This window comes from Ferrovum myxofaciens (genome assembly GCF_000735045.1).
In the GTDB taxonomy this organism is placed as follows: domain Bacteria; phylum Pseudomonadota; class Gammaproteobacteria; order Burkholderiales; family Ferrovaceae; genus Ferrovum; species Ferrovum myxofaciens.
This window is the reverse complement of the sequence record NZ_JPOQ01000074.1, coordinates 17,094-43,062: the sequence shown is the minus strand read 5'-3', so window position 1 is coordinate 43,062 and position 25,969 is coordinate 17,094. Positions and strand designations below refer to the sequence as shown.

Below are 25,969 nucleotides of genomic sequence, written 5' to 3'. Positions count from 1 at the left end.
CTTCCTCAAAGGATCACTTGTTCCGTCAAACGCAGGGCTTCTTCCACATCCACTGCCACCATACGCGATACCCCGGATTCTGCCATAGTAATACCAATCAACTGTTGTGCCATTTCCATTGCTACCTTGTTGTGGGTGTTAAAGAGAAACTGGGTATGCTCGGACATCCTCTGCACCATGCGCGCAAAACGCTCGGTATTCGTATCATCCAGAGGGGCATCACGCCGACGCACCGTGGTCTCGTTGATGGTGTAACGGGACACCCCGTTGCCCGGGAATCGGGATATGAACCGCATCGGCAAAGGATTTGAAACCCGCCAGTTTAATGTGTTTGAGATGCACTAAATGCGCTGCTGTCCACAAAGAAGTTAGAATAAGAAGATTCTACTCCATCAGACAGGATCTCCCCAATGCCCGCACAACCCAGTCGTACTCTGGAAACCTTCCCGAATCCAAGTCCGGAACGGGATTACCTGATTCATATGGAACTGCCCGAATTCACCTGTCTGTGTCCCAAGACCGGGCAACCCGATTTTGCCTGGTTGAGTCTCGACTATGTCCCGGATCAGACCAATGTCGAATTAAAGAGCCTCAAACTGTATCTGTGGTCTTTCCGAAATGAAGGGGCCTTTCATGAAGCCGTGACGCAACGCATTCTCGATGACCTGGTCGCAGCGACACAACCCCGTTTCCTGCGTCTCTTGAGTCGCTGGAACGTGCGCGGCGGCATCTTTACCCACGTACTGAGCGAACACCGTCAGGAAGGGTGGCAGCCCCGTTGTTCTTTGCCGCCAGTGCACTTTGCAGGCGCGACTCCCTGGGCCCCTCCTCTGGCATGAACCCTCGTCTTGACACACTTCAGCCCTATCCTTTTGAACGCTGGCGAAGCCTGATCGGAGCGCAGTCTCCCTGCCCCGATCATACCCCCATCGCACTGTCCATCGGAGAACCCCGTCATCCCACTCCACGTTTCATTCAGGAGGCGCTGTGTGCGCATCTGGACGAACTGGCCCGCTACCCGCAGACCCTGGGTTCCCAAGTGTTGCGCGAAACCCTGGCAGGCTGGCTGGAACATCGTTTTCACCTCCCCCCCCTGGATCCGGATACGGAAATACTGCCCACATTGGGCAGTCGTGAAGCCCTGTTTTCCCTTACCCAAACCCTGCTCGACCCGGGGGCTGAAGAAAGGGTGGTCTGTCCCAACCCTTTTTACCAAATCTACGAAGGAGCCACATTGCTGGCGGGAGGACGTCCCTACTTTGTCAATGCCGACCCCGCTCAAGGGTACCGCATCGATTACAGCCAGGTTCCCGAATCCGTCTGGACCCATACCCGTCTGGTCTTTATCTGTTCTCCTGGTAACCCCACCGGAGGAGTCCTGAGCATGGAGGAGTGGACCCGGCTGTTCGCCCTCTCTGACCGGTATGGGTTCACCCTCGTGAGCGATGAATGCTATTCGGAAATCTACCCTCTGGACAGTGCACCTCCGCTGGGTGGACTGGAAGCTGCCCAGCGTCTCGGTCGTTCGGGTTATCCGCGCCTCCTCGTCATGGGCAGCCTGTCCAAACGCTCCAATGTTCCGGGATTACGCTCGGCCTTCGTGGCAGGAGATCGGCATTTGCTCAGGCGGTTTGCGCTCTATCGTACCTATCATGGCAGCGCCATGAACCCGGCGGTACAAGCGGCCAGCGTGGCGGCCTGGCGGGACGAGACCCATGTTCAGGAAAACCGCCGGCTTTACCAGGCAAAGATGACCCGGTTCTACGACTGTGTTCACCCTCACCTCCCTTTGGTACGACCACAGGCCGGTTTCTACTACTGGGTTCAGGTCCCTGGTTCAGATACGGACTTTGCACGCGCCCTCTATTTGAAACGTAACGTTGCAGTCCTGCCCGGCAGTTATCTGGCACGAACTGCCCACGGCTTCAACCCCGGAACCGGACAGGTGCGTATTGCCCTGGTGGGATCCCTCGAAGAAACCGGGGAAGCGATTGAACGTCTGCTCGACTTTCTTGCCCATTACCCCTCCTGAGGAGAATTTACCCCATGTGGTCTGACGCACAAACCTTGATCGAACATGCCTTTGAACAACGGGAGCACTGGAGTCCCAGCGCCCCCCCCGACGAACTGCACGAAACCATTGAACGAGTCATCACGGCTCTGGATCAGGGTCTTCTGCGGGTCGCCGAAAAAAAAGACGGAAGTTGGGTCACCCACCAGTGGATTAAAAAAGCCGTGCTTCTGTCTTTCCGTCTTCAGGCCAACCACCGTATGGATGGAGGGTTCACCCAATATTGGGACAAGGTGGACAGCAAGTTTGCGCACTACGATGATGCGGCCTTCTCTCTGGGCGGTTTTCGAGTGGCCCCACCCGCTCTGGTTCGGCGCGGCAGTTTCATCGCCCGCAATGTGGTGCTCATGCCTTCCTACGTCAATATCGGTGCCTATGTAGACGAATCCGCCATGGTTGATACCTGGGCAACCGTGGGTTCATGCGCCCAAATCGGCAAACATGTTCACCTGTCCGGAGGGGTTGGCATCGGCGGCGTTCTGGAACCGGTCCAAGCCAATCCCACCATCATCGAAGATCATTGCTTCATCGGCGCTCGCTCGGAAATCGTGGAAGGGGTCATCGTGGGTGAAGGCTCGGTCATCTCCATGGGCGTCTATATCGGCCAAAGCACAAAAATCTTTGATCGCGAAACCGGCATCGTCACCTACGGACAGGTTCCGGCCGGCTCCGTGGTGGTGTCTGGCAACCTTCCCTCCACCGATGGTAGTTACAGTTTGTACTGTGCGGTCATCGTCAAGAAAGTGGACGCCAAGACTCGTTCCAAAACCAGCATCAATGAATTGTTGCGGGGCGCCTGAATGACCGACCCCACTCTGGAACTCACCGCGGAATTGATCCGCCATGCTTCAGTGACCCCCGAAGATGGCGGATGTCAGGAACTCATTGCCCGCCGCTTGGCCCCTCTGGATTTCAAGGCCACCCCTCTGGACCGGGGCGAGGTCAGCAATCTGTGGCTGCGACGGGGAACCGGGTCCCCACTGGTGGTTCTGGCAGGACATACAGACGTGGTCCCCCCAGGCCCCGAATCCGGCTGGCATTCTCTCCCCTTCCTGCCGACGATACGAGATGGATTTCTGTACGGACGCGGCGCGGCTGACATGAAGACCTCCCTGGCAGCCTTTGTAACCGCCATCGAAAGCATTTTGAGTACTCACCCGGACCTGCCAGGTTCCATCGCACTGCTCCTCACATCGGACGAAGAAGGACCCGCTCTGGATGGCACCGTACGTGTGGTGGAATGGCTCGAGGAAACAGGGCAAATTCCTGACTATTGTCTGGTGGGGGAACCCACTTCCGTAGATCAACTGGGCGATACCATCAAAAACGGACGCCGCGGATCCCTGTCCGGCGTACTGACAGTACGTGGCACACAAGGTCACGTGGCTTATCCCCATCTGGCCCGTAATCCCATCCACCTGGCCGCCCCTGCCCTGGCCGAACTGGCCAGCACGGTATGGGATCAGGCCAGTAAAGATTTTCCTGCCACAACGTTTCAAATATCCAATCTGCAGAGCGGAACCGGTGCTGGAAATGTCATCCCCGGTGAATTGACCGCCTGGTTCAATTTTCGTTTTTCCACCGCCAGTTCAGCAGATTCCCTGCAGGAACGGACACAGCAAATCCTGCAACGGCATGGTCTGGAGTTCGACCTGCAATGGTCACTGGGCGCTCAGCCCTTCCTGACACCGCAAGGCACTCTGGTTGCCGCAGTCCAAGAAGCGGTACGGCACGTCACGGGATTACACCCCACACTGTCCACCAGTGGCGGAACCTCGGATGGTCGCTTTCTGGTCACGCTGGGTTCCCAGGTGGTTGAACTGGGGCCTTGCAACAGTACCATTCACCAACGTAATGAATGCATTGCCAGCACCGATCCGGCCCGTCTGTCTGCCATCTACCAACGCTTGCTCCTGAATCTGCTGACCCCATGAAACCCTTTCCCAATTCCCATGAAATTCTTCCCCTGAACACCCTGCGCGATCTATGGCGTTGGGGTGTCACGATCCTGCAGCGCAGCGGTGTGTTTTTTGGGCATGGTTATCCCACCCCTCAGGAAGAAGCAAGGCACCTGCTCCTGTTCAGCCTTTCCCTTCCCCGGGATCAGGACCCCACCCTTTGGCTCGATGCGCACATCCTGCCCCACGAACGAGAAGAATTTCTGGGCCTTCTCCAACGGCGCATCGAAGAACGCATTCCCGTGCCCTACCTGACCCACGAAGCCTGGCTCGGTCCGCACCGCTTTTACTGCGACGAGCGTACCCTGATTCCCCGTTCTTTCATCGCAGAGGCGCTGGAAGATGCCTTGGTTTTCCTGATCGAGGACTTTCATACCCTGCAACGGGTGGCAGACGTCTGTACAGGAGGGGGCTCTCTGGCCATCCTGCTGGCGCTCCACTGCCCCGAGGCCCGTGTGGATGCTGCCGATATTTCCCCGGATGCCCTGGCGGTGGCTCGTCTCAACTGTGCCGAATACGGACTTTCAGCGCAGATCCATCTGTTTGAGGGAGACCTGCTCGAACCGCTGGAGGAAGGTATCTACGATTTGATCATTTCCAACCCGCCCTACGTCGATCAGGCCGCCATGGAAAACCTTCCTGCCGAGTACCGCCAAGAACCCATCGCCGCTCTGGCCAGCGGTATCGACGGACTGGATCATGTACGGAGAATCCTCACAACGGCCCACCGCCATCTCAGCCCAGAGGGCTGGCTGGTGGTGGAAGTGGGCCATCAGGCCGATGCACTGGAAGCCGCTTTTCCGCACTTGCCTTTTATCTGGCTCGATCTTTCCGCGGGGAACCGGTTTGTCTTTGCACTCCCGTACGCGGCCTTGGGGTCTTAGGACGCAAGTTGGGTTGCCCCGGTGCCCTCTTTTCTTCCTGAATGACCGGGGTCATCCCTGCCCAGTCCAGAACCCGTTGCACGGCGCGCGCATCCAATTCTTCGAAATGGCCCCGCTTGAGGCGGGGGGGTAATCCAATGAGTCCAAAACGAACGCGCATCAAACGCCCCACCATACACCCCAATGCGGCAAACATCCGCCGTACTTCACGGTTTCTTCCTTCCTTCAATACCACCTGATACCAGTGATTGGTCCCTTCTCCCCCCTGATCCCGAATGGCTTCAAAACGAGCCGGACCATCCTCCAACAAGATTTCATGACAGGACTGCTGCATTTGCAGGTCGTTCAATTCACCCACGACACGCACAGCATATTCCCGTTCAATTTCAAAACTGGGGTGGGTCAGGCGATGCGCCAAAGCGCCGCTGGTGGTAAAAATCAGAAGTCCACTGGTGTTATAGTCCAGTCGTCCCACGCTGACCCATTTTTCCCCTTTGAGTTTGGGCAAGGTGGCAAACACCGTAGCTCTCCCATCGGGATCATCACGACTGACGATTTCACCCTCAGGCTTGTGGTAAAGCAGGATTCGAACCTGCGCTTCGGCAAACTTTAGCCGTACCGGCCGTCCCCGTACGGTGACCCGATCCCCAGGGCTCACCTGCGACCCCACCTGGGCCACTGCCCCATTCACCCGAACCTCTCCTGCTTCGATCAAAGCTTCCATTTCCCGCCGCGAACCGACTCCGGACTGGGCCAATACCTTATGTAAGCGCTGGGGTTCCATTTTCATTTCCTTCTGTGTGTCCATCCAGTGCAGGCAAATCGCGCAAGGTGCGCAGTCCGAGATGATCCAGAAAATTTCGGGTCGTACCAAACAGCGTGGGGCGCCCCGGTGTTTCCCGTTGGCCCACGGCTTCGATCCATCCACGTTCTTCCAGTGTTTTGAGTATCGGAGAGGACGACAAATCCAAAGGCCCTTCAAACTGTTCGAGAAAAATTTCCAGGGCTTCGGGAGGGATATAGAGATCTTTGGGCCAGGCCGAGAAAAATGCTCCCTTGACCCTGGCCTCCGGATACTCGAAGGCCACCACTTCCTGGTTCATGAATACACCAGGCCCATGGCTTCACGGACATCACGCAGGGTATCGCAGGCCAGACGGCGGGCTCGCTCGCATCCATCCGCAATGATATTACGCACCAGGGTGGGATCTTCCTGATACAACTGAGCCCGCTCACGCAAGGGGCGCAATTCGAGAATGACCTGCTCGATGATCGGTTGCTTGCACTGAACGCACCCAATCCCGGCAGTCCGACATCCATCCTCCACCCACGTCAGGGTTTTTTCATCGCTGTAAAGTTTGTGAAAAGCATAGACGGGACAACGGGTTGGCTCTCCGGGATCCGTACGTAATTTTCTTGCTTCGTCGGTTTTCATGGTGCTGATCTTGTGGGCCAAAGCCTCTTCCGACAAACGCAGGGGCAGGGTGTTTCCGTAGGATTTAGCCATTTTTTGGCCATCCAGGCCTGGCAAGCGCGAGGCCTCGGTCAAGAGCGCCTGGGGCTCGGCCAGAATGGGCTTGGCATTCCCTTCCAGGTAGCCAAAAAGACGTTCACGGTCTCCCAGGGAAAGATTTTGAGCTTCGGCAAGTAAATCACGGGCCGCCAGCAACGCCTCTGCATCGCCCCGTTCCGTATAACGGGTGCGCAATTCCAGATACAGGCGTGACCTCTTGTTGCCCATCTTGCGTGCCGCTTCCAGGGCATTAGCTTCAAAATCCTTCTCACGCCCATAAAAATGGTTGAAACGGCGCGCCACTTCCCGTGCAAACTCGATGTGAGGTACCTGATCTTCGCCCACCGGCACCCGATTGGCGCGATACAACAGAATATCCGCAGCCTGCAGGAGCGGATAGCCCAGAAAACCGTAAGACGACAGGTCACGATCGGTTAGTTTCTGCTGCTGCTCCTTGTAGGTGGGCACCCGTTCCAACCATCCCACCGGCGTCACCATGGACAGAAGCAGGTGTAACTCTGCATGCTCCGGAACTCTGGATTGAATGAACAGGGTAGCCTGATTGGGGTCTACTCCGGCAGCCAGCCAGTCCACCACCATCTCCCAGACATGGTTCTCCAACCCCAGGGTAGAGTCGTAATGTGTGGTCAAGGCATGCCAGTCGGCCACCATGAACAGGCATTCGAATTCATGCTGAATCTTGATCCAGTTTTTCAAAACCCCGTGATAATGACCTAGGTGAAGTGCCCCTGTGGGGCGCATGCCCGACAACACGCGATCAGGATACATACATCAAACTCCCTGGAGTTCAGGATGAAAATAGTTGCTCAAAGACGGATCTTCCCAGACCGGATGACAATGCGCGGGCAAGGGGGGTAAACGCCCCGGCTCAAAACGACTTTCACCAGGACCATGGTAATCCGACCCTCGGGAGGCGAGTAATTGATGCTTGTTGGCCTGGTGCGCAAATTCATCGACTTGCTCACGGGTATGGTTGGCCGTCACCACTTCCAACCCGCGCCCCCCGGCCTCGACAAATTCATCGAGCAACTGTGCCAATTCCTTTCCAGACAAGGGATAACGGCCGGGATGCGCCAGGATCGCCAACCCATGGGCCGCCTGAATCCACGATACCGCATCCCCCAATTCCGCCCAAACATGGCTGACATAACCCGGCTTCCCTTTGACCAGAAAGCGCTTGAATACCGTGGCCACGTCCCGCGCCACCTTTTGCTCCACCAAATAACGCGCAAAATGGGGACGCGCCAGAATTTCCGGGTTATGCGCATGGCGTCGCGCGCCTTCCAGAGCCCCTGAAATTCCCGCGCGCGCCAGTTCATAGGCAATGCGTTCCGCTCGATCCTGGCGCCCCAGACGAAGCTTGGCCAATCCCTCCTGCAAGACAGGAGTTGTACGCACCACCCCCAATCCCACTACGTGGATCGTGTGACGATTCCAGGTCACTGACACTTCCACACCCGGAATGAAGTCCAGCCCCAACTGAGTGGCCACGGCTTGAGCCTCGTCCAGTCCAGCCAGATTGTCATGATCGGTCAAAGCAAACCCCGTCACCCCATTGGCCACCGCCAACTCCACCACGGCGCGTGGTGTCAGGAGCCCATCAGAAATCTGGGAATGGTTATGCAAGTCTATGTTTTTCATTAAAATAGGTAAGCCTTTAGGAGGACCATCATATCAAACTCCTCGATGATGCGCGAATCAACCTCATCCCACGATTCCACGAACTTAGATAACAAACTGTTTTTATGGTACATTGCTTTCATTCCCGACTTCTACTGCGTGCGTATGAAATTTCTGTTTGATATTTTCCCAGTGGTTCTGTTTTTCATCGCCTATCAGTGGGGAGGGATTTATTGGGCCACCGGTACGGCCATTGCAGCCAGCATCCTCCAGATCGGCAGTCTGCTCCTGTGCCGCAAACCCGTGGATCTCACCGCCTGGATCGGTTTCTCGGTCATCACGATCTTTGGCGGCCTGACTCTCTGGACACACCTGCACCCGATTCCCGGACTCGAAGCCACCGTATTCATTCGTTGGAAACCCACGGTTCTCTACTGGATCTTTGCCGCCATTCTGGCCTTGGGTCCCTTGTTACTCAAACGCAATCCGCTCAAAGCCGTTCTGTCCCACCAGATGCACCTGCCAGAACCCATCTGGACCCGTCTGAATCTGGCCTGGAGTTTCTTTTTCATGGTACTGGGACTGCTCAACCTTTATGTAGCCTTTTCCTATCCTGAGGCCATCTGGGTCAAATTCAAGGTCTTTGGACTGATGGCCTTGATGGTGGTCTTCGTGATCGCCCAGGGAATTTATCTCTCTCGCTTTCTCGAGGATCGCACATGACTTCCACGGCAGAACAGATCCGCGCCTGCTTGATTCACCTTTCCCCGTCAATCCTGGAAATACAGGATGACAGCGCCCAGCATCTGGGTCATCCCGGCGCACGGGAGGGTGGGGGGCATTATCGGGTAAAGATCGTGGCAGAAGCCTTTCGTCATCGTTCCCGCCTGGAGGCTCACCGCATGGTCCACACCGCACTGAGTTCTCTGATGAGCAAAGAAATTCATGCCCTGCAACTTGACGTGCAGAGCCCCTGAGTGTAATTATCTCCCTTCCCTCCTAAAAGGAATGTCATTGATGAAACTGAAGCAAACCCTCCTGTCCCTGACACTGGTTGGTGGATCTTTGGCCTTGACCCTCGCCTATGCCGAGCAAAGTCAGCCGACCTCCCCTAATTCATCCGCAGTTTCCAGCGCTCCGCTTGTGGTCAACGGCAGCACCATTCCCAGCGCACGCATCAAACTCGTCACCGATATGCAGATCGCTCAGGGACATGCCGCAGGTCCCGAACTGGATCATGCCGTACGCGACAATCTGGTGGCTTTGGAATTAATCAATGATCAGGCGCGCAAAGAGGGTGTTACCAAGGACCCCAATCTGCAAGCCCAAATCGACCTGATGCGTCAACAACTCACGGTCCGAGCCTTCCAGTCTCGCTGGATCAAGGACCACCCAGTGAGCGATCAGACCATTCATGCCGACTATGACCGCATGAAGGCCGAACTGGGGGATCACGAATACTTGACCGAGCATATTCTGGTTGCCAAAGAAGGAGATGCCCAGAAAATCATCGATCAACTCAAAAAAGGCGCCAGTTTTGAGAAATTAGCCAAGGAAAACAGTATCGATCCCGGCTCCAAGGCCAATGGCGGAAAGTTGGATTGGGCTGCTCCCGCCACCTACGACAAAAACTTTGGCGACGCCATGGTCAAATTAAAGAAAGGCGAAACTTCCACCACCCCGGTGAAATCGCCCTTTGGTTACCACGTCATCCGCGTACTGGACATTCGCCCCCTGAAAGCTCCTCCCTTTGACGAAATGAAGGGTCGCCTGGCTCAGGCGCGGGAACAACAGGCTTTTGGCGAGTATATCCAGCAATTGCGCAGCAAAGCCAAGGTGGAAGGCGAGTAATCCTTGTTTAATCCGCGCCCGGCCAGTGGGTCGGGCGGTGCCTTGTAAAACACGGGCTTTCCTGGGAGCAGACTAGACTAGCCCAGAAAAGCCCGTGCGTTTCGAAACATGCGCATCCATGGGCCATCCTGACCCCATTCCGGGGCTTTCCAGGACCCTTGCACGGAACGAACCAATCTTTCCGGATGCGGCATGCAAATGGTAAACCGGCCATCGGGCGTCGTCAGTCCGGCAATCCCCTCCGGCGAACCGTTGGGATTGGCGGGATAGGTTTTGGCGAGTTGCCCATCCCCCTCCACATAACGCAGGGTCACCCAGGGGCGTGCAGCGATTCGTTGCGCTTCACCATGAAATTCTGCCCGTCCCTCGCCATGGGCTACCGGCACGGGAATTCGGCTTCCTGCCATACCCTTCAAAAAGAGCGAAGGCGTATCCAGCACTTCCACCATGATCAGTCGTGCCTCAAACTGCTCCGAACGATTGCGCTCAAATCGAGGCCAGTGGGAAGCTCCCGGAATCAGGGGAGAGAGCACACTCATCATCTGACACCCATTGCATACGCCCAGTGCAAACGTATCACTGCGCTGAAAAAAGGTCTCGAAACGTGCCCGCATGGCTTCATCGAACAGGATGGATTTTGCCCAGCCCCCGCCAGCTCCCAGCACATCGCCAAAAGAAAATCCGCCACAGGCAGCAAAACCCGCAAAGGACTGAAGATCCTGACGACCGGAACGCAGGTCATTCATGGGCACATCCACCGCCTCGAACCCCGCACGATCAAAAGCCATGGCCATTTCCACCTGTCCATTGACCCCTTGCTCGCGCAGAATCGCAACACGGGGCCGTGCTCCCTTGAGGAGGTAAGGAAGGGCGATATCCTGATCCGTCCCATAAGTGAGTGCGCTAGATAACCCTGCCTCCTGACCAATCCGAGCATGGGCTTCTGCCGCACAGTCTGGATGATCCCGCAATTGCTGGATGCGAAAAGAGGTTTCCGCCCAACGACGATGCAAATCCGATACCGCTTCATCCAGCCAAACCTGGTGTCTCCACTGAATTCGAAAGCGTCCGCCCTCATCGGGAACGCCCAGAAGGTACGCGGCCTCGCCCAATCCATGACGCGCCAGCGTTTCCTTGAATAGAGCCCGGTGCACCTGACGCACTTGAACCACCGCCCCCAATTCCTCGTTGAAGCAGAACGCCCACCCTTGTTCAGAAGGGACTCCTGCCCCAAGATCGAGGGTCATCCCCCGCCTTGACGCAAATAACATTTCAAGAAGCGTGACCACCACCCCCCCATCGGATCGATCATGGTAGGACAAAATGATGTCCGCCTGACGAAGCGCCTGCAAAGACTCAAAAAACCCTTTCAGTAATGCGGGATCTTCCAGATCCGGTGCCTGATGTCCCACCTGCCCATACACCTGAGCCAGTGCACTTCCTCCCAGACGTTGACGACCCAGGTCGATCAACCATAACTCCGTGGGCTCCGCATCCGAATTCAGTTCCGGTGTCCAGGTGGTCCGAATATCTGCACAGCGGGCAAAAGCCGTCACCACCAAGGACAGCGGAGAGGTTACCTGCTGCACCGATCCCTGATCATCTTGCCAGCGCGTGCGCATGGACAGAGAATCCTTTCCCACCGGGATACTGACCCCAAGGGCGATACACAGGTCGCGAGTAGCCCGTACCGTATCAAAGAGCAGGGCATCTTCTCCGGGCGCTCCGGCCGCTGCCATCCAGTTGGCGGAAAGTCGCACCTGTTCCAAAGAAACCTGTGCAGCAGCCAGGTTGGTGAGAGCCTCTCCCACGGCCATGCGCCCGGAAGCCGGACCAGAGAGGAGCGCCAGGGGTGAGCGTTCGCCCAGGGCAAAGGCTTCCCCTCGCGTATTCACAAAATCTGCCGCCGTCACCGCCACATCCGCCACCGGTACCTGCCACGGCCCGACACAAGGGTCACGCGCACAGAGCCCCCCCACCGTCCGATCCCCGATGGTAACGAGAAAAGTCTTGTCTGCTACGGCGGGCAAATGCAGGACGCGGGTCAACGCTTCCAGGAAGTTCTCGGCCACGGGCGGCAATTCGAGTTCTGTCAGAAGCCGACTTTCGTGTACGACAGAACGTACCATACGGGGAGGTTTGCCCAGCAGTGCTTCCAGTTCCATGTGGACCGGTATCTGACCCAGAAGGGGATCCTCTACCTGCAGAAGTTTCTCCCGGGTCCCCTTGCCCACGACGGCAAAGGGACAGGATTCCCGGGCGCAAAGCGCAGAAAACTCTTCCAGACGGAGGGGATCGATGGCCAGAACGAACCGTTCCTGGGCCTCGTTACTCCAGATTTCACGGGGCGACATCCCCGGCTCCAGGGAAGGAATCCGACGCAGATCGAAGTGAGCACCCACTCCTCCGTCATGAGCCAATTCAGGGAAAGCGTTGGACAGACCGCCCGCTCCCACATCGTGAATGGCCAGGATGGGGTTGTGCTCCTCCATCTGCCAACAACGATCGATCACTTCCTGAGCCCGGCGCTGCATCTCCGGGTTGGCCCGTTGCACGGAATCAAAATCCAGGGCTTCCGTATTGGCGCCACTGTGCACCGAAGAGGCCGCTCCACCACCCAAGCCGATACGCAGACCGGGTCCCCCCAGTTGAATGAACAAACAACCCGGATCAAGGGGACGTTTGAAAGCCTGTCGGTCATCGATGGCGCCCAGTCCACCAGCCAGCATGATGGGTTTGTGGTACCCCCAGCGCTGCCCCTGTACCCAGGCATCGAAGGTACGAAAGAAGCCGGCCAGTTGAGGGCGACCGAATTCGTTATTGAAAGCAGCACTGCCCAGAGGCCCTTCGATCATGATGGAAAGAGCGGAGGCCATGCGGGCGGGCTTGCTGTCCGTACCCGACTCCCAGGGTTGGGCAAAATTGGGCAGATGGAGATTCGAAACGGCAAATCCGCTCAATCCGGCCTTTGGCTTGGCCCCTCGACCGGTAGCAGCTTCGTCCCGAATCTCTCCACCACTGCCCGTTGCAGCCCCCGGAAAGGGCGCGATGGCGGTGGGGTGATTGTGCGTTTCCACCTTGATGAGGGGGTGGGTCAACTGGGAATGAAAGTGATAAATTCCGGAATCCGGTTCCGGATAAAAACGTTCACTCTCCCCCCCCTGCAGGATGGCAGCATTATCGGCGTATGCCACCACGGTCCCTGCGGGGTGAGCCGCATGGGTCGCCCGAATCATGGAAAATAACGACTCCGTCTGAGGTTCTCCATCGATCACCCAGGAGGCATTGAAGATCTTGTGTCGGCAATGTTCGGAATTGGCCTGGGCAAACATCAATAATTCCGCATCTGTCGGATCCCGTCCTGCGGTTTGGTAGAGTTTCAATAGATAGTCGATTTCATCTTCCGCCAAGGCCAAGCCATAGTCTCCATTGGCTGCTTCCAGGGCCCCTCGTCCTTGCCCTTGAAGAGGGATGGAAATCAGGGGCTGAGGCGCCTGAAGTTCGAACAGGCGTTTGATTTCAGACATATCCCCCAGGACCGATTCGGTCATGGAGTCATGCAACTGAATCCGCACCCCGTCCTGTTCCCCGGTCGTCAATGCACGTCTTGCCCATACCTGAATCAAAATGCCGCGCTCGATCCGGTTGATTTCGCTCAAACCACAACGCTGGGCGATTTCCGTGGCCTTGCTCGACCAAGGGGAGAGGGTACCCAAACGCGGAACCACCCATAGTTTCAATTCAGGCTCATGGTGTGGGCCGGAAGTATCCTCGTTTTCCCTGGATCCATAAGTCAGGAGATCTTTCAGACGTCGGTGCTTTTCTTCATTCCAGGCCCCTGCCACCTCCGCACAGTGAAAAAAGTTTGCGTCCAAATGAATCACAGGGATCTGTTGTGCCTGAAACCGCGCCAACTCACGCGTCACACGAAATTTGGAAAGGGCACGAGGGCCAGGCAGGGTAACCAGGGAAGAGGTCATGGGCGGGGACCCTCAGAGGGAATAAACCTCCAATTATAACGGATGCCGCAACAAGACCCGCAGTTTACGCAATTTTTCCGGGGCAGCACTCTGTTCATCCAAAACCACGGGTTCCGCATACCGCCCTGTTTCCTCGCGCCAATACAGAATGACGAGAAAGGGACTCACTCGGCATCCCACGCCTACCCGTCCACGCTGCCGCTCCCCAGAACAACGATGCACCAGCACCTCGCCGCGACAGGACAAATCCAGGCGATTCACTGCGTGCTGGCTTCGCTTTGCCAAAGAACGTGCTTCCCATCCAGCAATCAATCCTTGCACACAGCCCCCAAAACAAGCCAGAATCCCCAAACGGGCGGTACAATGGCAAAGGGTCCAGAGTCCCACCAGATTGCCCAGACTCCAAGGAACCCACAAGAAACCTGCTGGCCCGAGAATGACCCGGACCATGCCGGCGCTTTCCAAACCCTCTGCACTTGAAGAAGTCATGCTCCTCCCTCCGTGGATCAAAGCATAACAACGGTGGAGCGAAGCATGCTCAAGAACACTTAGGATATTTTGCCATGTTTGATTTTTCTGCCGGTTGGATCTCCCTGAAGGACCGTACCCTGATCCAGGTAACGGGTTCGGATGCCCTGCACTTTCTCCAGGGTCAACTGACCTTTGATCTATTGACCCTGGGCCCGGACAATTTCGGCTGGGCTGCCCATTGCTCTCCCAAGGGAAAGGTCTTATTCACCACCCTTGTCGTTAAAACAGGAGAAACTTTCCTGCTGGATGCACCTATGGGTATGAGTGAACTCATACTGTCCCGGCTACGCCCATTCATCCTTCGTTCCAAGGTACGGATCGAGGAGGCCCATCCCCATTTCAGTGCCCTGGGTCTGATGGGACAGGATCTGGAAGAAGTCGCCAAATCTGCCGGCCTGAACCCTTTACCGGCGGTGGGACGACAGGACGAGCAGCCAGGAGTCCGGTGCCTGCGTCTTTCCCCTGACCGACTTCTGATCATTGCTCCACCCCAGCGTCTGGCCGAACTGTCTGTTCCCCTTGATCTGTCCTCCCAATTCTGGGAATTGGGCAATGTGCGCGAAGGCATTGCTGAAGTCACCCCCCTGACCACCGACCGGTATATCCCCCAATGGCTGAATTGGGACCGGATTGGGGGAATCAGTTTTCGCAAGGGCTGTTACACTGGACAAGAAATCGTAGCGCGCACCCACTACCTCGGCAAGGTCAAACGGCGCGCCCTGCACATTGCTCTGGATTCGGCGGTTCCGGTGGGAACCTCGATCCTGCATGGAGGTGAAGTGACGGGAGAGGTTTTCTCCTGCATCAAAAACGAGCAGGGCAAATACGAAGGGCTGGCCATTATCGCTGGCGAGGAATCTTCAAACCTCGTCACCGAGGAAGCCGCACCCCAGGCCCTGCGCATTCTCCCGCTGCCCTACGCTCTTTCTGACTGACCGAAAGAAACATGGGAACCCGTCTGCTCCTGGGACTGCTCTGGCTGATCCATGGCCTCCCCCTACGGGTCATTGCGGCTCTGGCCATCCCCCTCGGGTTTATCGCAGCACAGGGACGGGCCAGGCGCACCACCGCGATCAATCTGCATGCCTGTTTTCCCGAGATGTCGCACGCCCAACGTCAACGCCTGACCCGTGCCCATCTCACCGCACTGATCCGCAGTGTCCTGGAACTTGGCATCCTGTGGTGGTCTCCTCCCGCCCGCATCCAACGCCTCGTGCGCTTCAAAAATGCCCACTATGCGCAGAACAGCGACCGTCCAGTGATTTGTCTGAGTCCGCACATGGTGGGCCTTGAAATGCAGGGGGCCCTGATCGGAATGCATTTTCGCGGGGTGGGCTTTTTTACCCCCCATAAGGATCCGCTCATCGATCAGCGCTTGCGTGCAGCCCGTAACCGTTTGGGCGATGTGCTCATGCTGGAACGAAAAAAAGGATTACGCCCTCTGATTCGGGCCATTCGGGATGGACGGTTACTTTATTTCCTGCCAGACATGGATTTTGGGGAACGGGACTCCCACTTCGTCCCGTTTTTTGGCATTCCCGCAGCCACGGTACCCACCCTGCCTTGGCTGGTGCGCCAGTGCAATGCTCGGGTCATCCCCTGCGCTTGCCACCGCCTGCCCAATCATGAAGGCTACGAGGTGGAGTTTTTCCCCCCCTGGGAAGATTTTCCCGGCGCAGATCTGACTCAGGATCTTCAGCGCATGAATCGGTTCATCGAAACCATGGCCCGTCAATATCCGGAAGAATACTACTGGAGCCATAAACGATTCCGCACACGCCCTTCTCCTGCCGACCCCAACTTCTATCGCTGGCCCCAACCCCTCGATTAGACCGATTCCTGACCACAGAGATGTGAGGGAATCTTCTCCTCTGCCCAATCTTCCAATCCACGCATCACGGCAATACCCTGGGCTCCCTGCTGTATGGCTTGATTCAATGCAAGACCGGTGAGCCCCCCTAGGGCATAGACAGGCAGGGGAGATTCATGCCGCAGGGCTGTAAACTCAGGCCACCCCAAAGGGTGGGCTGCCGGGTGTGTCTGGGTGGGACATACCGGCCCCAACACCGCAAAATCCACACCCAACCCCTGAGCCTGTTCCAACTCAGTCCGGGAATGACAGGAAGCGCCCACCCAGGGCAAGTCCGGACGACCTTTCAGGATCTCCAAAAGACGGGCAGGCAAGTGAACGCCATCGGCCCCCGTCCTCTGCGCCAGTTCAGGATCTCCATTGACCAGAATTCGGAGGGGCCAGGGTTGGGTGCGCTGCCGGATCTTCTGTACAAAGCATGCGATTTGTACAGCCGACCAAAATTTCTCGCGCACCTGAAGCAGACGCAAACCGCGCCTGCATGCGTCATCGATCACCGCCAGCATAGGCTCCTCCCCCAATTCATGAGCCCGTGTCAAACCATAAACGGGGGGCAGGGACAGTGCACGAATCAAAGGTAAATTAGCCGGCAGAAGAGCAAACCCTTCGGGCAAAGCCTCTTCCGGATCAAACCAACTCAATTTTTGAAATTCACAAGCCTGGGGTGTACCGGACCAAGCCAGAACACGAAAGAAACTCACCACTACCCGAGCATGGGGATAGTCGAACTGCCGACTCATCCAGGGCGTGGCGCAGTTCACCCGAATGCCCAACTCTTCTTCCAGTTCGCGGTCCAGTGCCTGGCGCAGGGTTTCGCCCGCTTCCACTTTCCCACCGGGAAATTCCCAAAATCCCGCCATGATCTTGCCCGGCGGACGTTGCGCCAAAAGATAGCCACCGCGCCCATTCAACAGGATTCCGGCCACCACCGGAAGAATCATGGATCAACTCCGATAGTCGGCGTTGATACTGACGTATTCATGGGACAGGTCACAGGTCCAGACCCGTGCCGTGGCCGTACCCCGTCCCAACACCACCCGGACGGTGATCTCGGGGCGCGCCATGACACGCTGCCCTTCTTCTTCGCGATAACTGGAGGCCCGCCCACCGTCCTCAGACACCAGAACCTCATCCAGGTACAAGAGGATCCCCTCCACGTTCAGATCCATGATCCCGGCATAACCGATGGCGGCCAGAATTCGCCCAAGATTGGGATCGCTGGCAAAAAAAGCCGTCTTGACCAGAGGAGAATGACTGATGGCATAGGCCACCTGCAAGCATTCGGCCTCGTCCCGCCCGCCTTCCACCTGCACCGTGATGAACTTGGTGGCCCCTTCCCCATCTCGAATGATCGCATGAGCGAGTTCCAGCGCCAGGGCACTCACGGCTTCGAACAGTTGTTCGTACGCCTCATCCACCCGGGCGATTTCCTCGTTTCCTGCTTCTCCTGTGGCCACGACAAGAAAGGAATCATTGGTCGACGTATCTCCATCCACCGTGATGCGATTGAAGGTCTGATCGGCCACATCCCGCGTCAGTTGCTGCAACAAGGGCGCAGAAATACAGGCATCGGTGGCAATGAAACTCAACAGGGTGGCCATGTTGGGACGAATCATCCCTGCCCCTTTGGAAATACCCGTCAAAGTTACCCTTCGTCCCTGTAGCGTCATTTGACGAGAAGCCGACTTGGGAAAAGTATCCGTGGTCATGATCGCGCGCGCAGCCTCTTCCCATGCGTCCGCCCTCAACTGACCGACGGCAAGAGGAATTCCTTCCAGGAGGGGCTTCATGGGCAAACGTTCGAGAATGACCCCCGTAGAGAAGGGCAGGACGGCCTGGGTACTCAGTCCCAGTTGGGCAGCCACTTCCGCACAGGTTTGTAGTGCATCGGCCCGTCCGGCCTGGCCCGTCCCGGCATTGGCGCATCCCGTATTGATGATCAAGGCCCGCGGCAAATTCTGACTCAAATGTTCACGACAGATCTGAACGGGTGCCGCACAAAACCGATTACGGGTAAATACCGCACCCACCCGGGTCCCTTCCCTCAACGTCACCAACAGCAAATCCAGTCGACCTGTCTTGCGAATACCTGCCGCCACGGCCCCCAAACCCACCCCTGCCACCGGGTACAGGACCTTGTTTCCTTTGATTTCAATACCCATGCTCCGACCTCACAATCTACCGTGACAGTGCTTGTATTTTTTACCAGACCCACAGGGACAAGGATCATTGCGTCCCACCCGCATTCTTGCTTCTGCGGAGAGCACACGCTTTTCAGGGGGTTCGTCCATCGTCTCTTCAGAGTCACCCACCGCCAGTGCGCCATGTTGATAACTGACCTGTCCCGGTTCATCCTCTTCCACCACTCGCTCGGTGGCCTCCGCCACCGCTTCCGAGGTGGTGATTTCCACGCGACAAAGCGCCCTGGTCACTTCGCGCTTGATGGCATCGAGCATCAGACCAAACAGTTCAAATGCTTCACGCTTGTATTCCTGCTTGGGGTTCTTCTGGGCATAACCACGCAGGTGTATTCCCTGACGCAAGTGATCGAGGGCGGCCAGATGTTCACGCCAATGGGAATCGAGGACCTGCAACATGACGGCCCGCTCATAACCGTGCCAAAGCCCCGGTTCGATGGGCGCAATCTTGTTTTGATAAGCCGTTTCCGCCATGTTCTGAACTCTGCTCAGCACTTGCGCATCGTTAAGGGTGGGCTCTGCGCTCAACCAATCCCGGATCGGACAATCAAGGGAAAATTCCCGCAGCGCATGTTGTAACCCCTCCATATCCCAAACTTCCTCCGGCGCATCGGGCGGCAAGGCACGAGCCACTTCGATAGCCAGTACATCCTGACGCATGGCCTGGATAGTCGAAGCGATATCCTGGGCTTCCAGCAATTCCTTGCGCTGGCCATAGATAACCTTGCGCTGATCATTGGCCACATCATCGTACTCGAGCAACTGCTTGCGCACATCAAAATTGCGGGCTTCCACCTTGCGCTGGGCATTTTCGATGGCACGAGTCACCCAAGGGTGTTCAATGGCTTCTCCCTCGGGCATTTTCAATCGGTCCATGATGGCGGCCACCCGATCAGAAGCAAATATTTTCAAAAGCGGATCTTCCAGAGACAGATAGAAACGACTGGACCCAGGGTCTCCCTGCCTTCCCGAACGCCCGCGCAACTGGTTATCGATACGCCGGGATTCATGCCGTTCGGTTCCTATGATGTGCAAACCGCCCAAACTGACCACCTGCTCGTGCCGCACTTTCCATTCGGCCGTGAGCAGAACCTGTTTTTCCTGACGTTGTTCCAGCGTCAAATCAGGATCCTGCTCGATGCGTTGTTGGTCCTCTTCCGGATTTCCCCCCAACACGATATCCGTTCCTCGCCCTGCCATATTGGTCGCAATGGTAATCATGCCGGGTTGCCCCGCTTGCGCCACGATTTCGGCTTCCCGGGCATGATGCTTGGCATTCAGCACCTGATGGGGCAATTTTTCTTGTTGCAACATCCGGGAAACCAGTTCAGAAGCCTCGATGGAGGTCGTCCCCACCAAGACCGGCTGACCCCGTTGATGACAGTCCCGCACATCCGCCACAATGGCCTGAAACTTTTCCCGTCCACTGCGAAACACCTGGTCCATCCGGTCCTGCCGTTTGAGCACACGGTGCGGCGGAATCAAAACGGTTTCCAGGCCATAGATATGCTGGAATTCGAAAGCCTCGGTATCGGCTGTCCCAGTCATTCCCGCCAATTTCTCGTAGAGTCGGAAATAATTCTGAAAAGTAATGGAAGCCAGAGTTTGAGATTCATTCTGAATATCCACCTGCTCCTTGGCTTCAATGGCCTGATGGATTCCTTCGGACCAACGGCGCCCCGGCATCATGCGCCCCGTGAATTCATCCACGATCACGACTTCTCCGTTCTGGACCACGTAGTGCTGATCGCGATGGTACAGGGCGTGGGCACGCAATCCGGCGTACACATGATGCATGAGCAAAATATGGGCGGGATCGTACAAACTGGCGCCATCCGGCAACAGTCCGGCCTCGCCCAGCAGATTTTCTGCTCGCTCGTGGCCCTGCTCCGAAAGGGTGACCGAATGCGCCTTGAGATCGACCCAATAATCCCCTTCCCCTTCTTCCGTGGCCTGCGGTTGCAATTCCGGAATCAATTGATTGATTTGCAGATACAGCGTGGTATTGTCTTCGGATTGCCCGGAGATGATCAGGGGGGTGCGAGCCTCGTCGATCAGAATCGAATCCACTTCGTCCACAATGGCAAAATGTAGTGAACGCTGTACCCTCTCACCCACTTGGGACACCATGTTGTCGCGCAAATAGTCGAAACCAAATTCATTGTTGGTCCCATAGGTAATGTCGGCAGCATAGGCCGTCACCTTGTCGTCATGACTCATTTGAGACAGGTTGACCCCGACAGACAACCCCAGAAAACGGTGAATACGCCCCATCCATTCTGCATCGCGACGGGCCAGATAATCATTCACGGTGACCACATGGACGCCCTTCCCCGTCAATGCATTGAGGTAGGCAGGTAAGGTAGACACCAGGGTTTTTCCTTCCCCGGTACGCATTTCTGCAATCTTTCCATAATGTAGCGCCAACCCCCCAAGAAGTTGCACATCAAAATGGCGCATTCCCAGAACTCGGCGCGAGGCCTCTCTCACCACCGCAAAAGCCTCTGGCAAAAGGGCATCGAGCGTTTCCCCCGCCTTCAGTCGCTGGCGAAAATCTTCCGTCGCCCTCTGTAGGGTCGCATCATCCCACCCCTGTGTATTGCTCTCCAGTGCATTGATGCGCGTGACAATCTTGCGATATTGTTTAAGCAGACGTTCATTACGACTGCCGAAAATCTTTTTGAGGACGGAGGTCAACATGGCGCGCGGGCAGACGGTAAAACCATGATTCTACCAGAGAGTGAGACCAAATCAGGGTAAACTAAGGGGGTTTGAGATGAGTCTTTCAAGTGAGCACGACCTGGCCATGCCTTTTTTGTCCCTATCACATCTTTTGAACCAACAAGAAGGCTTGGCGCCTTACCTGCCAAAGATCGAACAAATCCGGGAACTGAATAGCCGTTTTCAACGGTGCCTTCCCCAGGAATTGAAAAATTTAGCCTACATTACCCGTCTGGAAGATGAAGGAGCTGTGCTCCGCGTTGAAACTTCCCTCAATGCGGTAGCCGCACGCTTACGGCAACTCGGCCCCTCACTGGTCGCCAAACTGGGACTCGCACCCTCCCCCACACTGAAAGTTACCCTGCGTCCCACCGTTACTCGCTTTCCCTCATCCCCTACGCAGGATCTCACGGTGCGTACCTTGCAGGAATTTGAAGAACTGGCCGAGGTATTGACGCCCTCCCCCTTGCAAAACGCCATTCATTCCCTCCTCCGCCAGCGTGGCCGTCCTCAAAAGGAGGGCTGAATCTGCGGCAAAGGTTCTATGAAAGAGGAAGGGGCCTGTTGTCCTGGGGCCAGGGTCACCCAAGTCCAGGCCGAACGTTGCGACCACAGGGCACGTGCTGCCAGATTATTCAACGCGTGTCCCGATTTGAAACCGGTGAACGACCCAATCAGCGGATGCCCCAGCAGATAAAGATCGCCCACTGCATCCAGTATCTTGTGCCTCAAAAACTCATCGGCATAACGCAGACCATCTGCGTTGAGCACCCGAAATTCATCCATCACGATGGCATTGTCCATGCTTCCTCCCAGCGCCAACCCTTGGTGACGCAGATACTCCACTTCGCGCGTAAATCCGAAAGTTCGTGCCCGCGCCACCTCACGAACGTAAGAGGTGTGCGTAAAATCGACAGTCACGGAGGACCCCGTCGCGGTAATGGCAGGATGATCGAAATGCCCCTCATAGGTAACGCGAAACCCATCATAGGGTTCAAAACGTGCCACCTTGTCGCCCTGCACTACTTCCACCGGTTCGAGAATCCGGATATAACGACGGGGCGCAGACTGCTCCACCAATCCGGTGGATTGCAACAAAAAGACGAAAGGCGCCGAACTCCCATCCAGAATGGGCACTTCCGGCCCTGAAATTTCCACCCGGGCATTGTCCACGCCCAAACCAGCCAGCGCGGACATCAAATGTTCCACCGTACTGACCTTGGCCTCGCCCTGCTCGATCAGGGTGGAAAGACGGGTATCCGTCACAAAATCCGCCAGGGCAGGGACCTCGGGCCGCCCAGGCAAATCGGTCCGAATGAAACGAATGCCCTGGTCCACACCCGCCGGACAGAGGTTGATTTCCACCTTGACTCCCGTGTGGAGCCCTACGCCGCTGGTCCGGACAGAAGACTTGAGTGTACGCTGTTGTCCCATGCTTCCAGTATAAACGTTTCTATTCTGATTAATCTGCCTGCTTCCGGAGAAATGCCGGGATATCATAGAGATCCACACCATTTTCGCGCATGGCTTCCACAACGTTATGGCTATTGCGGGCGGTGCGAATCACGGAGGCGTGGGTTCCTTCCTGCCCCAAAATCAGCGGCGCATTGTCCGTTCCCGTCCGAACCACGGTCAATGGCTTCTGTGCCCGCCGCGCACTCCCCCCCAATCCCGTGGCCACAATGGTGACCCGCAGTTCGTCACCCATCGTTTCATCCACCACACTGCCAAAAATCACCGTCGCATCCTCAGCCGTAAAGGAACGGATCGTATTCATGACATCATGAACTTCCTTCAGTTTCATGCTGGCACTGGCCGTGATATTCACCAGTACACCCCGCGCTCCGGTCAGGTTCACATCTTCCAGCAAGGGACTGGCAATGGCCTGTTGAGCAGCCATATTTGCCCGATCGATACCTCCAACCTTGGCGGAGCCCATCATGGCCACCCCCATTTCCGACATAACCGTACGCACATCGGCAAAATCCACGTTAACCATACCCGGACAATTGATCACTTCCGCAATCCCGGCCACGGCCCCCTGAAGGACATCATTGGCGGCATGATAAGCTTCCAGCATGCTCACTTCATTGCCCAATACCTGCAGCAATTTCTCGTTGGGAATGATGATCAGCGAATCGACATACTGGGATAACTGCTCGATTCCTTCGAGGGCTGACTTCATCCGTCGCCCTTCGAACTCGAAAGGTTTGGTCACCACAGCCACTGTTAATATTCCCATTTCACGAGCAATTTCAGCCACGATAGGCGCAGCTCCGGTTCCGGTCCCGCCGCCCATTCCCGCCGTGATGAAAAGCATATCTGCACCGGACACCATTTCCGCGATCCGTTCACGATCCGCCAGAGCCGCCTGCCGTCCCACGTCAGGATTTGCCCCGGCACCCAGTCCCTTGGTAAGAGTTTCACCCAGTTGCACCTGATGGGTCGCACGACTGCGTCGCAGTGCCTGACTGTCGGTATTCATGGCAATGAATTCGACCCCGGATACCCCCTGTTCCACCATATGGGCCACGGCATTTCCTCCGCACCCCCCCACGCCGATTACCTTGATTACCGCATCCAACATTGGACATTCCTGAATTTCAAAGTTTGCCATGATTCACCTCTCTCCACAGATTGTACCCAACTCCACCACTCAAAATGAACTTTTGAACCAGTGCTTGATTCGTTCCCAGGAATACCCCAGCGTCAGAAGGCTGGATCGCCCCCCCCGCGCCTTCTGGTGTTCCTCAAAGCCAAAAGCCAACAATCCCATGACCGTGGCAAACTGGGGCTTACGCACCACATCCGCCAACGGTCCGCGATAAAAAGGCACGCCCAACCGCACGGGGACATGAAAAATCTCTTCCCCCAATTCCAGCATTCCTTCCAGGGCACTACTCCCCCCCGTCAGCACCACTCCGGAGGGAATCAGGTCCAACTGCCGACTGGTACGTAACTCGGTCAGCACCAGGGAAAACATCTCTTCCACCCGCGGTTCGATCACTTCTACCAGTGTCTGACGCGCCATCTGACGCATCCCCCGTTCTCCTACCCCAGGAACAGCCACCTTTTGATCGCCTTCCACCAGTTGACGCAAGGCACACCCCTGCTGAATTTTGATCTCCTCTGCCGCCGCCAGGGGGGTGCGCAGAGCCATGGCAATATCGCTGGTGATCTGGTCTCCTCCCAAAGGAATCACCGCAGTATGGCGAATGGCTCCCTTGACGAATACCGCGATATCCGTAGTTCCGCCTCCGATGTCCACCAGACAGACCCCCAGATCCTTTTCATCGGAAGTCACCACAGACCGGGCAGAAGCCAGGGGCTGTAGGATCAATTCACTCACCTCCAGCCCACAACGCCGGATACACCGCATAATGTTCTGAGTGGCGGAGACCGATCCCGTGATGATGTGCACGCGTACTTCCATGCGCAATCCACTCATTCCCACCGGTTCGCGCACATCTTCCTGGCCGTCGATGATGAATTCCTGGGTTAAAACATGCAATACCTGTTCATCGTTAGGAATATTCACCGCCCGTGCCGTTTCCAGGACCCGTTCCACATCTCCCGGAGTCACTTCCTTGTTCTGGATCGCCACCATCCCATGACTGTTCTTGCTTCTGACATGACTTCCCGCAATTCCGGTGATGACTTCCCGAATTTTGACATTGGCCATCAATTCGGCCTCTTCAAGCACACGCTGGATGGATTGGACGGCCAACTCGATATCCACGACCACGCCACGGCGCAAACCCTTGGAAGGTACTTGTCCGAATCCAATGATTTCGTACGCCGTTTCCTCCGGATTAATCTCAGCCACCACCGCAACAATTTTTGAGGTACCCACGTCCAGAGCCACGATCAGAGAACGGTTTTCACGATGTGTCGTCAACATTTCTCAGTCCTCTTTTGACACGGGTCTTGGACCGCGCACCGTAAATCCATTGGCATAACGCAAATCCACAGTGCCCCCTGCAGGGATCACGCCATTTTGATGCAATTCAGGCCATGCCTTCAAAAAGCGTTGCCAGCGTGCTGCGTCGGGTTCACGTCCCAACAACCAATGGGAACCGTCATCCAGCGTCAAGGTCCAGGCGCCCCGTTCGCTCAGCACCAGGCCTGCCACAGACCGTCCCAGGGGTTCAAGATCGCGGTTGAATCTATTCAGGGCCTGGAGCATTTCCGGACCCGCCTCGCGCGGTCCGGAAAGATGGGGCAACTCCCCCAGATAGTCCGCCACAAAGGGCTCGCCGAAAATATTGAGCAGTCCCTCATCCCCCCAATAAGCGGCAGGGATTTGTTCCTCCACCTGTACTTCCAGGGCATTGGGCCAGATCCTGTGCAAATGAACCACCCGTACCCAGGGAATGGTTTTCAATTCTGCCGCAGCCGCCCCCAGATCCACCGTAAAGAAATCCCCCTGAACCCGTTGTGCGGCCTTGGTAACCAACGCCGGGTCGACTTGATGCAGGTTTCCACGAATCACCGTGTGTTGAATCTGAAAAAAGGGACGATGAATCACCCAGTGCAGGCCCACTTTCACCCCCGCAATAAAAAACAGCAGGAGGCACACCGCCACCCACCCACGCCAGTGGGCGCCCACCCAACTCCGTACCCGCCCCAGAAAACCCGGGGTTTCCAGCGCGGAATGGCGTTGGGACGATCCTTGCCGACCAGAGTTTCTCAATTCCCTTTTTGTCCCTGAGTTCTTGTCCCAGGAAATACCGCTTACGGCCACCTCGATC

General features: G+C 56.5%; 23 protein-coding genes and 2 pseudogenes. 11 read left to right on the top strand and 14 right to left on the bottom strand.

What is annotated here, in order from left to right; all coding sequences use genetic code 11:
* Positions 1 to 5 precede the first annotated feature (5 nt).
* Positions 6 to 221: pseudogene (locus IV91_RS0109220) on the bottom strand (hypothetical protein); the annotation flags it as partial.
* A 189-nt stretch (positions 222 to 410) separates the two neighbouring features.
* Between IV91_RS0109220 and queF the strand changes: the two are divergent.
* From queF to prmB, 5 genes are read left to right on the top strand one after another with little or no spacing between them, the layout of a single operon-like run.
* On the top strand, positions 411 to 839 hold the full coding sequence (queF, locus tag IV91_RS0109215) for a preQ(1) synthase (protein WP_031597800.1): 429 nt from the start codon (positions 411 to 413) through the stop codon (positions 837 to 839).
* Positions 836 to 2,032, top strand: coding sequence for a succinyldiaminopimelate transaminase (dapC, locus tag IV91_RS0109210; RefSeq protein ID WP_031597799.1), 1,197 nt, complete (start codon positions 836 to 838; stop codon positions 2,030 to 2,032). Before queF ends, dapC begins: the two co-directional genes overlap by 4 nt.
* Positions 2,033 to 2,046: 14 nt before the next feature.
* The gene (dapD, locus tag IV91_RS0109205) at positions 2,047 to 2,871 is read left to right on the top strand and encodes a 2,3,4,5-tetrahydropyridine-2,6-dicarboxylate N-succinyltransferase (RefSeq protein ID WP_031597797.1); all 825 of its coding nucleotides are present in this window, start codon (positions 2,047 to 2,049) and stop codon (positions 2,869 to 2,871) included.
* Complete coding sequence (gene dapE, locus IV91_RS0109200; protein WP_031597795.1) at positions 2,872 to 4,005, top strand: succinyl-diaminopimelate desuccinylase; 1,134 nt, start codon at positions 2,872 to 2,874, stop codon at positions 4,003 to 4,005.
* Complete coding sequence (gene prmB / locus IV91_RS0109195) at positions 4,002 to 4,913, top strand: 50S ribosomal protein L3 N(5)-glutamine methyltransferase (RefSeq protein WP_031597793.1); 912 nt, start codon at positions 4,002 to 4,004, stop codon at positions 4,911 to 4,913. The genes dapE and prmB overlap by 4 nt, the downstream gene beginning before the upstream one ends.
* On the opposite strand, the gene IV91_RS0109190 is transcribed toward prmB, so the two are convergent.
* The 4 genes and pseudogenes from IV91_RS0109190 to IV91_RS0109180 form a co-directional block, all read right to left on the bottom strand.
* Entirely contained in the window at positions 4,843 to 5,697 is an 855-nt protein-coding gene (locus tag IV91_RS0109190) for a pseudouridine synthase (protein WP_051862445.1), read from the bottom strand. The two genes, prmB and IV91_RS0109190, sit on opposite strands and share 71 nt — an antisense overlap.
* Positions 5,698 to 5,719: 22 nt before the next feature.
* Positions 5,720 to 5,872 (bottom strand): annotated as a pseudogene (gene scpB / locus IV91_RS19745) (SMC-Scp complex subunit ScpB); the annotation flags it as partial.
* Positions 5,873 to 6,012: 140 nt separating this feature from the next.
* On the bottom strand, positions 6,013 to 7,215 hold the full coding sequence (locus tag IV91_RS0109185; RefSeq protein ID WP_031597790.1) for a tryptophan--tRNA ligase: 1,203 nt from the start codon (positions 7,213 to 7,215) through the stop codon (positions 6,013 to 6,015).
* A gap of 3 nt (positions 7,216 to 7,218) precedes the next feature.
* Positions 7,219 to 8,088, bottom strand: coding sequence for a 3',5'-nucleoside bisphosphate phosphatase (locus IV91_RS0109180; protein WP_031597788.1), 870 nt, complete (start codon positions 8,086 to 8,088; stop codon positions 7,219 to 7,221).
* A 144-nt stretch (positions 8,089 to 8,232) separates the two neighbouring features.
* On the opposite strand from IV91_RS0109180, the gene IV91_RS0109170 reads away from it, so the two are divergent.
* Genes IV91_RS0109170 through IV91_RS0109160 form a run of 3 tightly spaced genes read left to right on the top strand, consistent with a single transcriptional unit; the run spans position 8,233 to position 9,918 of the window.
* Positions 8,233 to 8,790: a septation protein A gene (locus IV91_RS0109170; protein WP_031597787.1), complete on the top strand. Its 558-nt coding sequence runs from the start codon at positions 8,233 to 8,235 to the stop codon at positions 8,788 to 8,790.
* Positions 8,787 to 9,044: a BolA family protein gene (locus IV91_RS0109165; protein WP_031597785.1), complete on the top strand. Its 258-nt coding sequence runs from the start codon at positions 8,787 to 8,789 to the stop codon at positions 9,042 to 9,044. The genes IV91_RS0109170 and IV91_RS0109165 overlap by 4 nt, the downstream gene beginning before the upstream one ends.
* Before the next feature lie 40 nt (positions 9,045 to 9,084).
* Complete coding sequence (locus tag IV91_RS0109160) at positions 9,085 to 9,918, top strand: peptidylprolyl isomerase (RefSeq protein WP_035417597.1); 834 nt, start codon at positions 9,085 to 9,087, stop codon at positions 9,916 to 9,918.
* 77 nt (positions 9,919 to 9,995) lie between these two features.
* Here IV91_RS0109160 and purL read toward each other — a convergent pair whose 3' ends face one another.
* Together purL and IV91_RS0109150 are read right to left on the bottom strand one after the other, a co-directional pair.
* Positions 9,996 to 13,898, bottom strand: coding sequence for a phosphoribosylformylglycinamidine synthase (purL, locus tag IV91_RS0109155; protein ID WP_031597781.1), 3,903 nt, complete (start codon positions 13,896 to 13,898; stop codon positions 9,996 to 9,998).
* 33 nt (positions 13,899 to 13,931) lie between these two features.
* The gene (locus tag IV91_RS0109150) at positions 13,932 to 14,387 is read right to left on the bottom strand and encodes a hypothetical protein (protein ID WP_031597780.1); all 456 of its coding nucleotides are present in this window, start codon (positions 14,385 to 14,387) and stop codon (positions 13,932 to 13,934) included.
* Between the two features lie 74 nt (positions 14,388 to 14,461).
* Between IV91_RS0109150 and ygfZ the strand changes: the two genes are divergently transcribed.
* Together ygfZ and IV91_RS0109140 are read left to right on the top strand one after the other, a co-directional pair.
* The gene (gene ygfZ / locus IV91_RS0109145) at positions 14,462 to 15,364 is read left to right on the top strand and encodes a CAF17-like 4Fe-4S cluster assembly/insertion protein YgfZ (protein ID WP_031597779.1); all 903 of its coding nucleotides are present in this window, start codon (positions 14,462 to 14,464) and stop codon (positions 15,362 to 15,364) included.
* Positions 15,365 to 15,375: 11 nt separating this feature from the next.
* A complete protein-coding gene (locus IV91_RS0109140; RefSeq protein ID WP_031597778.1) occupies positions 15,376 to 16,260 on the top strand; it encodes a lysophospholipid acyltransferase family protein in 885 nt (294 codons plus the stop codon).
* On the opposite strand, the gene IV91_RS0109135 is transcribed toward IV91_RS0109140, so the two are convergent.
* From IV91_RS0109135 to secA, 3 genes are read right to left on the bottom strand one after another with little or no spacing between them, the layout of a single operon-like run.
* Positions 16,257 to 17,240 (bottom strand): Nudix family hydrolase, encoded by a 984-nt coding sequence (locus IV91_RS0109135; RefSeq protein ID WP_035417595.1) that lies wholly within the window; start codon positions 17,238 to 17,240, stop codon positions 16,257 to 16,259. The two genes, IV91_RS0109140 and IV91_RS0109135, sit on opposite strands and share 4 nt — an antisense overlap.
* Before the next feature lie 3 nt (positions 17,241 to 17,243).
* Positions 17,244 to 18,461, bottom strand: a complete 1,218-nt coding sequence (gene argJ, locus IV91_RS0109130; protein ID WP_031597776.1) for a bifunctional glutamate N-acetyltransferase/amino-acid acetyltransferase ArgJ — start codon at positions 18,459 to 18,461, stop codon at positions 17,244 to 17,246.
* Positions 18,462 to 18,470: 9 nt separating this feature from the next.
* Positions 18,471 to 21,197: a preprotein translocase subunit SecA gene (gene secA, locus IV91_RS0109125; RefSeq protein ID WP_031597775.1), complete on the bottom strand. Its 2,727-nt coding sequence runs from the start codon at positions 21,195 to 21,197 to the stop codon at positions 18,471 to 18,473.
* A gap of 76 nt (positions 21,198 to 21,273) precedes the next feature.
* Here secA and IV91_RS0109120 point away from each other — a divergent pair, with 76 nt between their 5' ends.
* Positions 21,274 to 21,744 carry a DciA family protein gene (locus tag IV91_RS0109120; protein WP_031597774.1) on the top strand — a complete coding sequence of 157 codons (471 nt, stop codon included), beginning with the start codon at positions 21,274 to 21,276 and terminating at the stop codon, positions 21,742 to 21,744.
* On the opposite strand, the gene lpxC is transcribed toward IV91_RS0109120, so the two are convergent.
* The 4 genes from lpxC to IV91_RS0109100 are packed head-to-tail and all read right to left on the bottom strand — an operon-like array spanning position 21,729 to position 25,911.
* Complete coding sequence (gene lpxC / locus IV91_RS0109115) at positions 21,729 to 22,652, bottom strand: UDP-3-O-acyl-N-acetylglucosamine deacetylase (protein WP_031597773.1); 924 nt, start codon at positions 22,650 to 22,652, stop codon at positions 21,729 to 21,731. The two genes, IV91_RS0109120 and lpxC, sit on opposite strands and share 16 nt — an antisense overlap.
* A gap of 28 nt (positions 22,653 to 22,680) precedes the next feature.
* Positions 22,681 to 23,835: a cell division protein FtsZ gene (gene ftsZ, locus IV91_RS0109110; RefSeq protein WP_035417592.1), complete on the bottom strand. Its 1,155-nt coding sequence runs from the start codon at positions 23,833 to 23,835 to the stop codon at positions 22,681 to 22,683.
* A gap of 39 nt (positions 23,836 to 23,874) precedes the next feature.
* The gene (gene ftsA / locus IV91_RS0109105) at positions 23,875 to 25,119 is read right to left on the bottom strand and encodes a cell division protein FtsA (protein ID WP_031597771.1); all 1,245 of its coding nucleotides are present in this window, start codon (positions 25,117 to 25,119) and stop codon (positions 23,875 to 23,877) included.
* A 3-nt stretch (positions 25,120 to 25,122) separates the two neighbouring features.
* A complete protein-coding gene (locus IV91_RS0109100; protein ID WP_160171558.1) occupies positions 25,123 to 25,911 on the bottom strand; it encodes a cell division protein FtsQ/DivIB in 789 nt (262 codons plus the stop codon).
* Between the last annotated feature and the right edge of the window lie 58 nt (positions 25,912 to 25,969).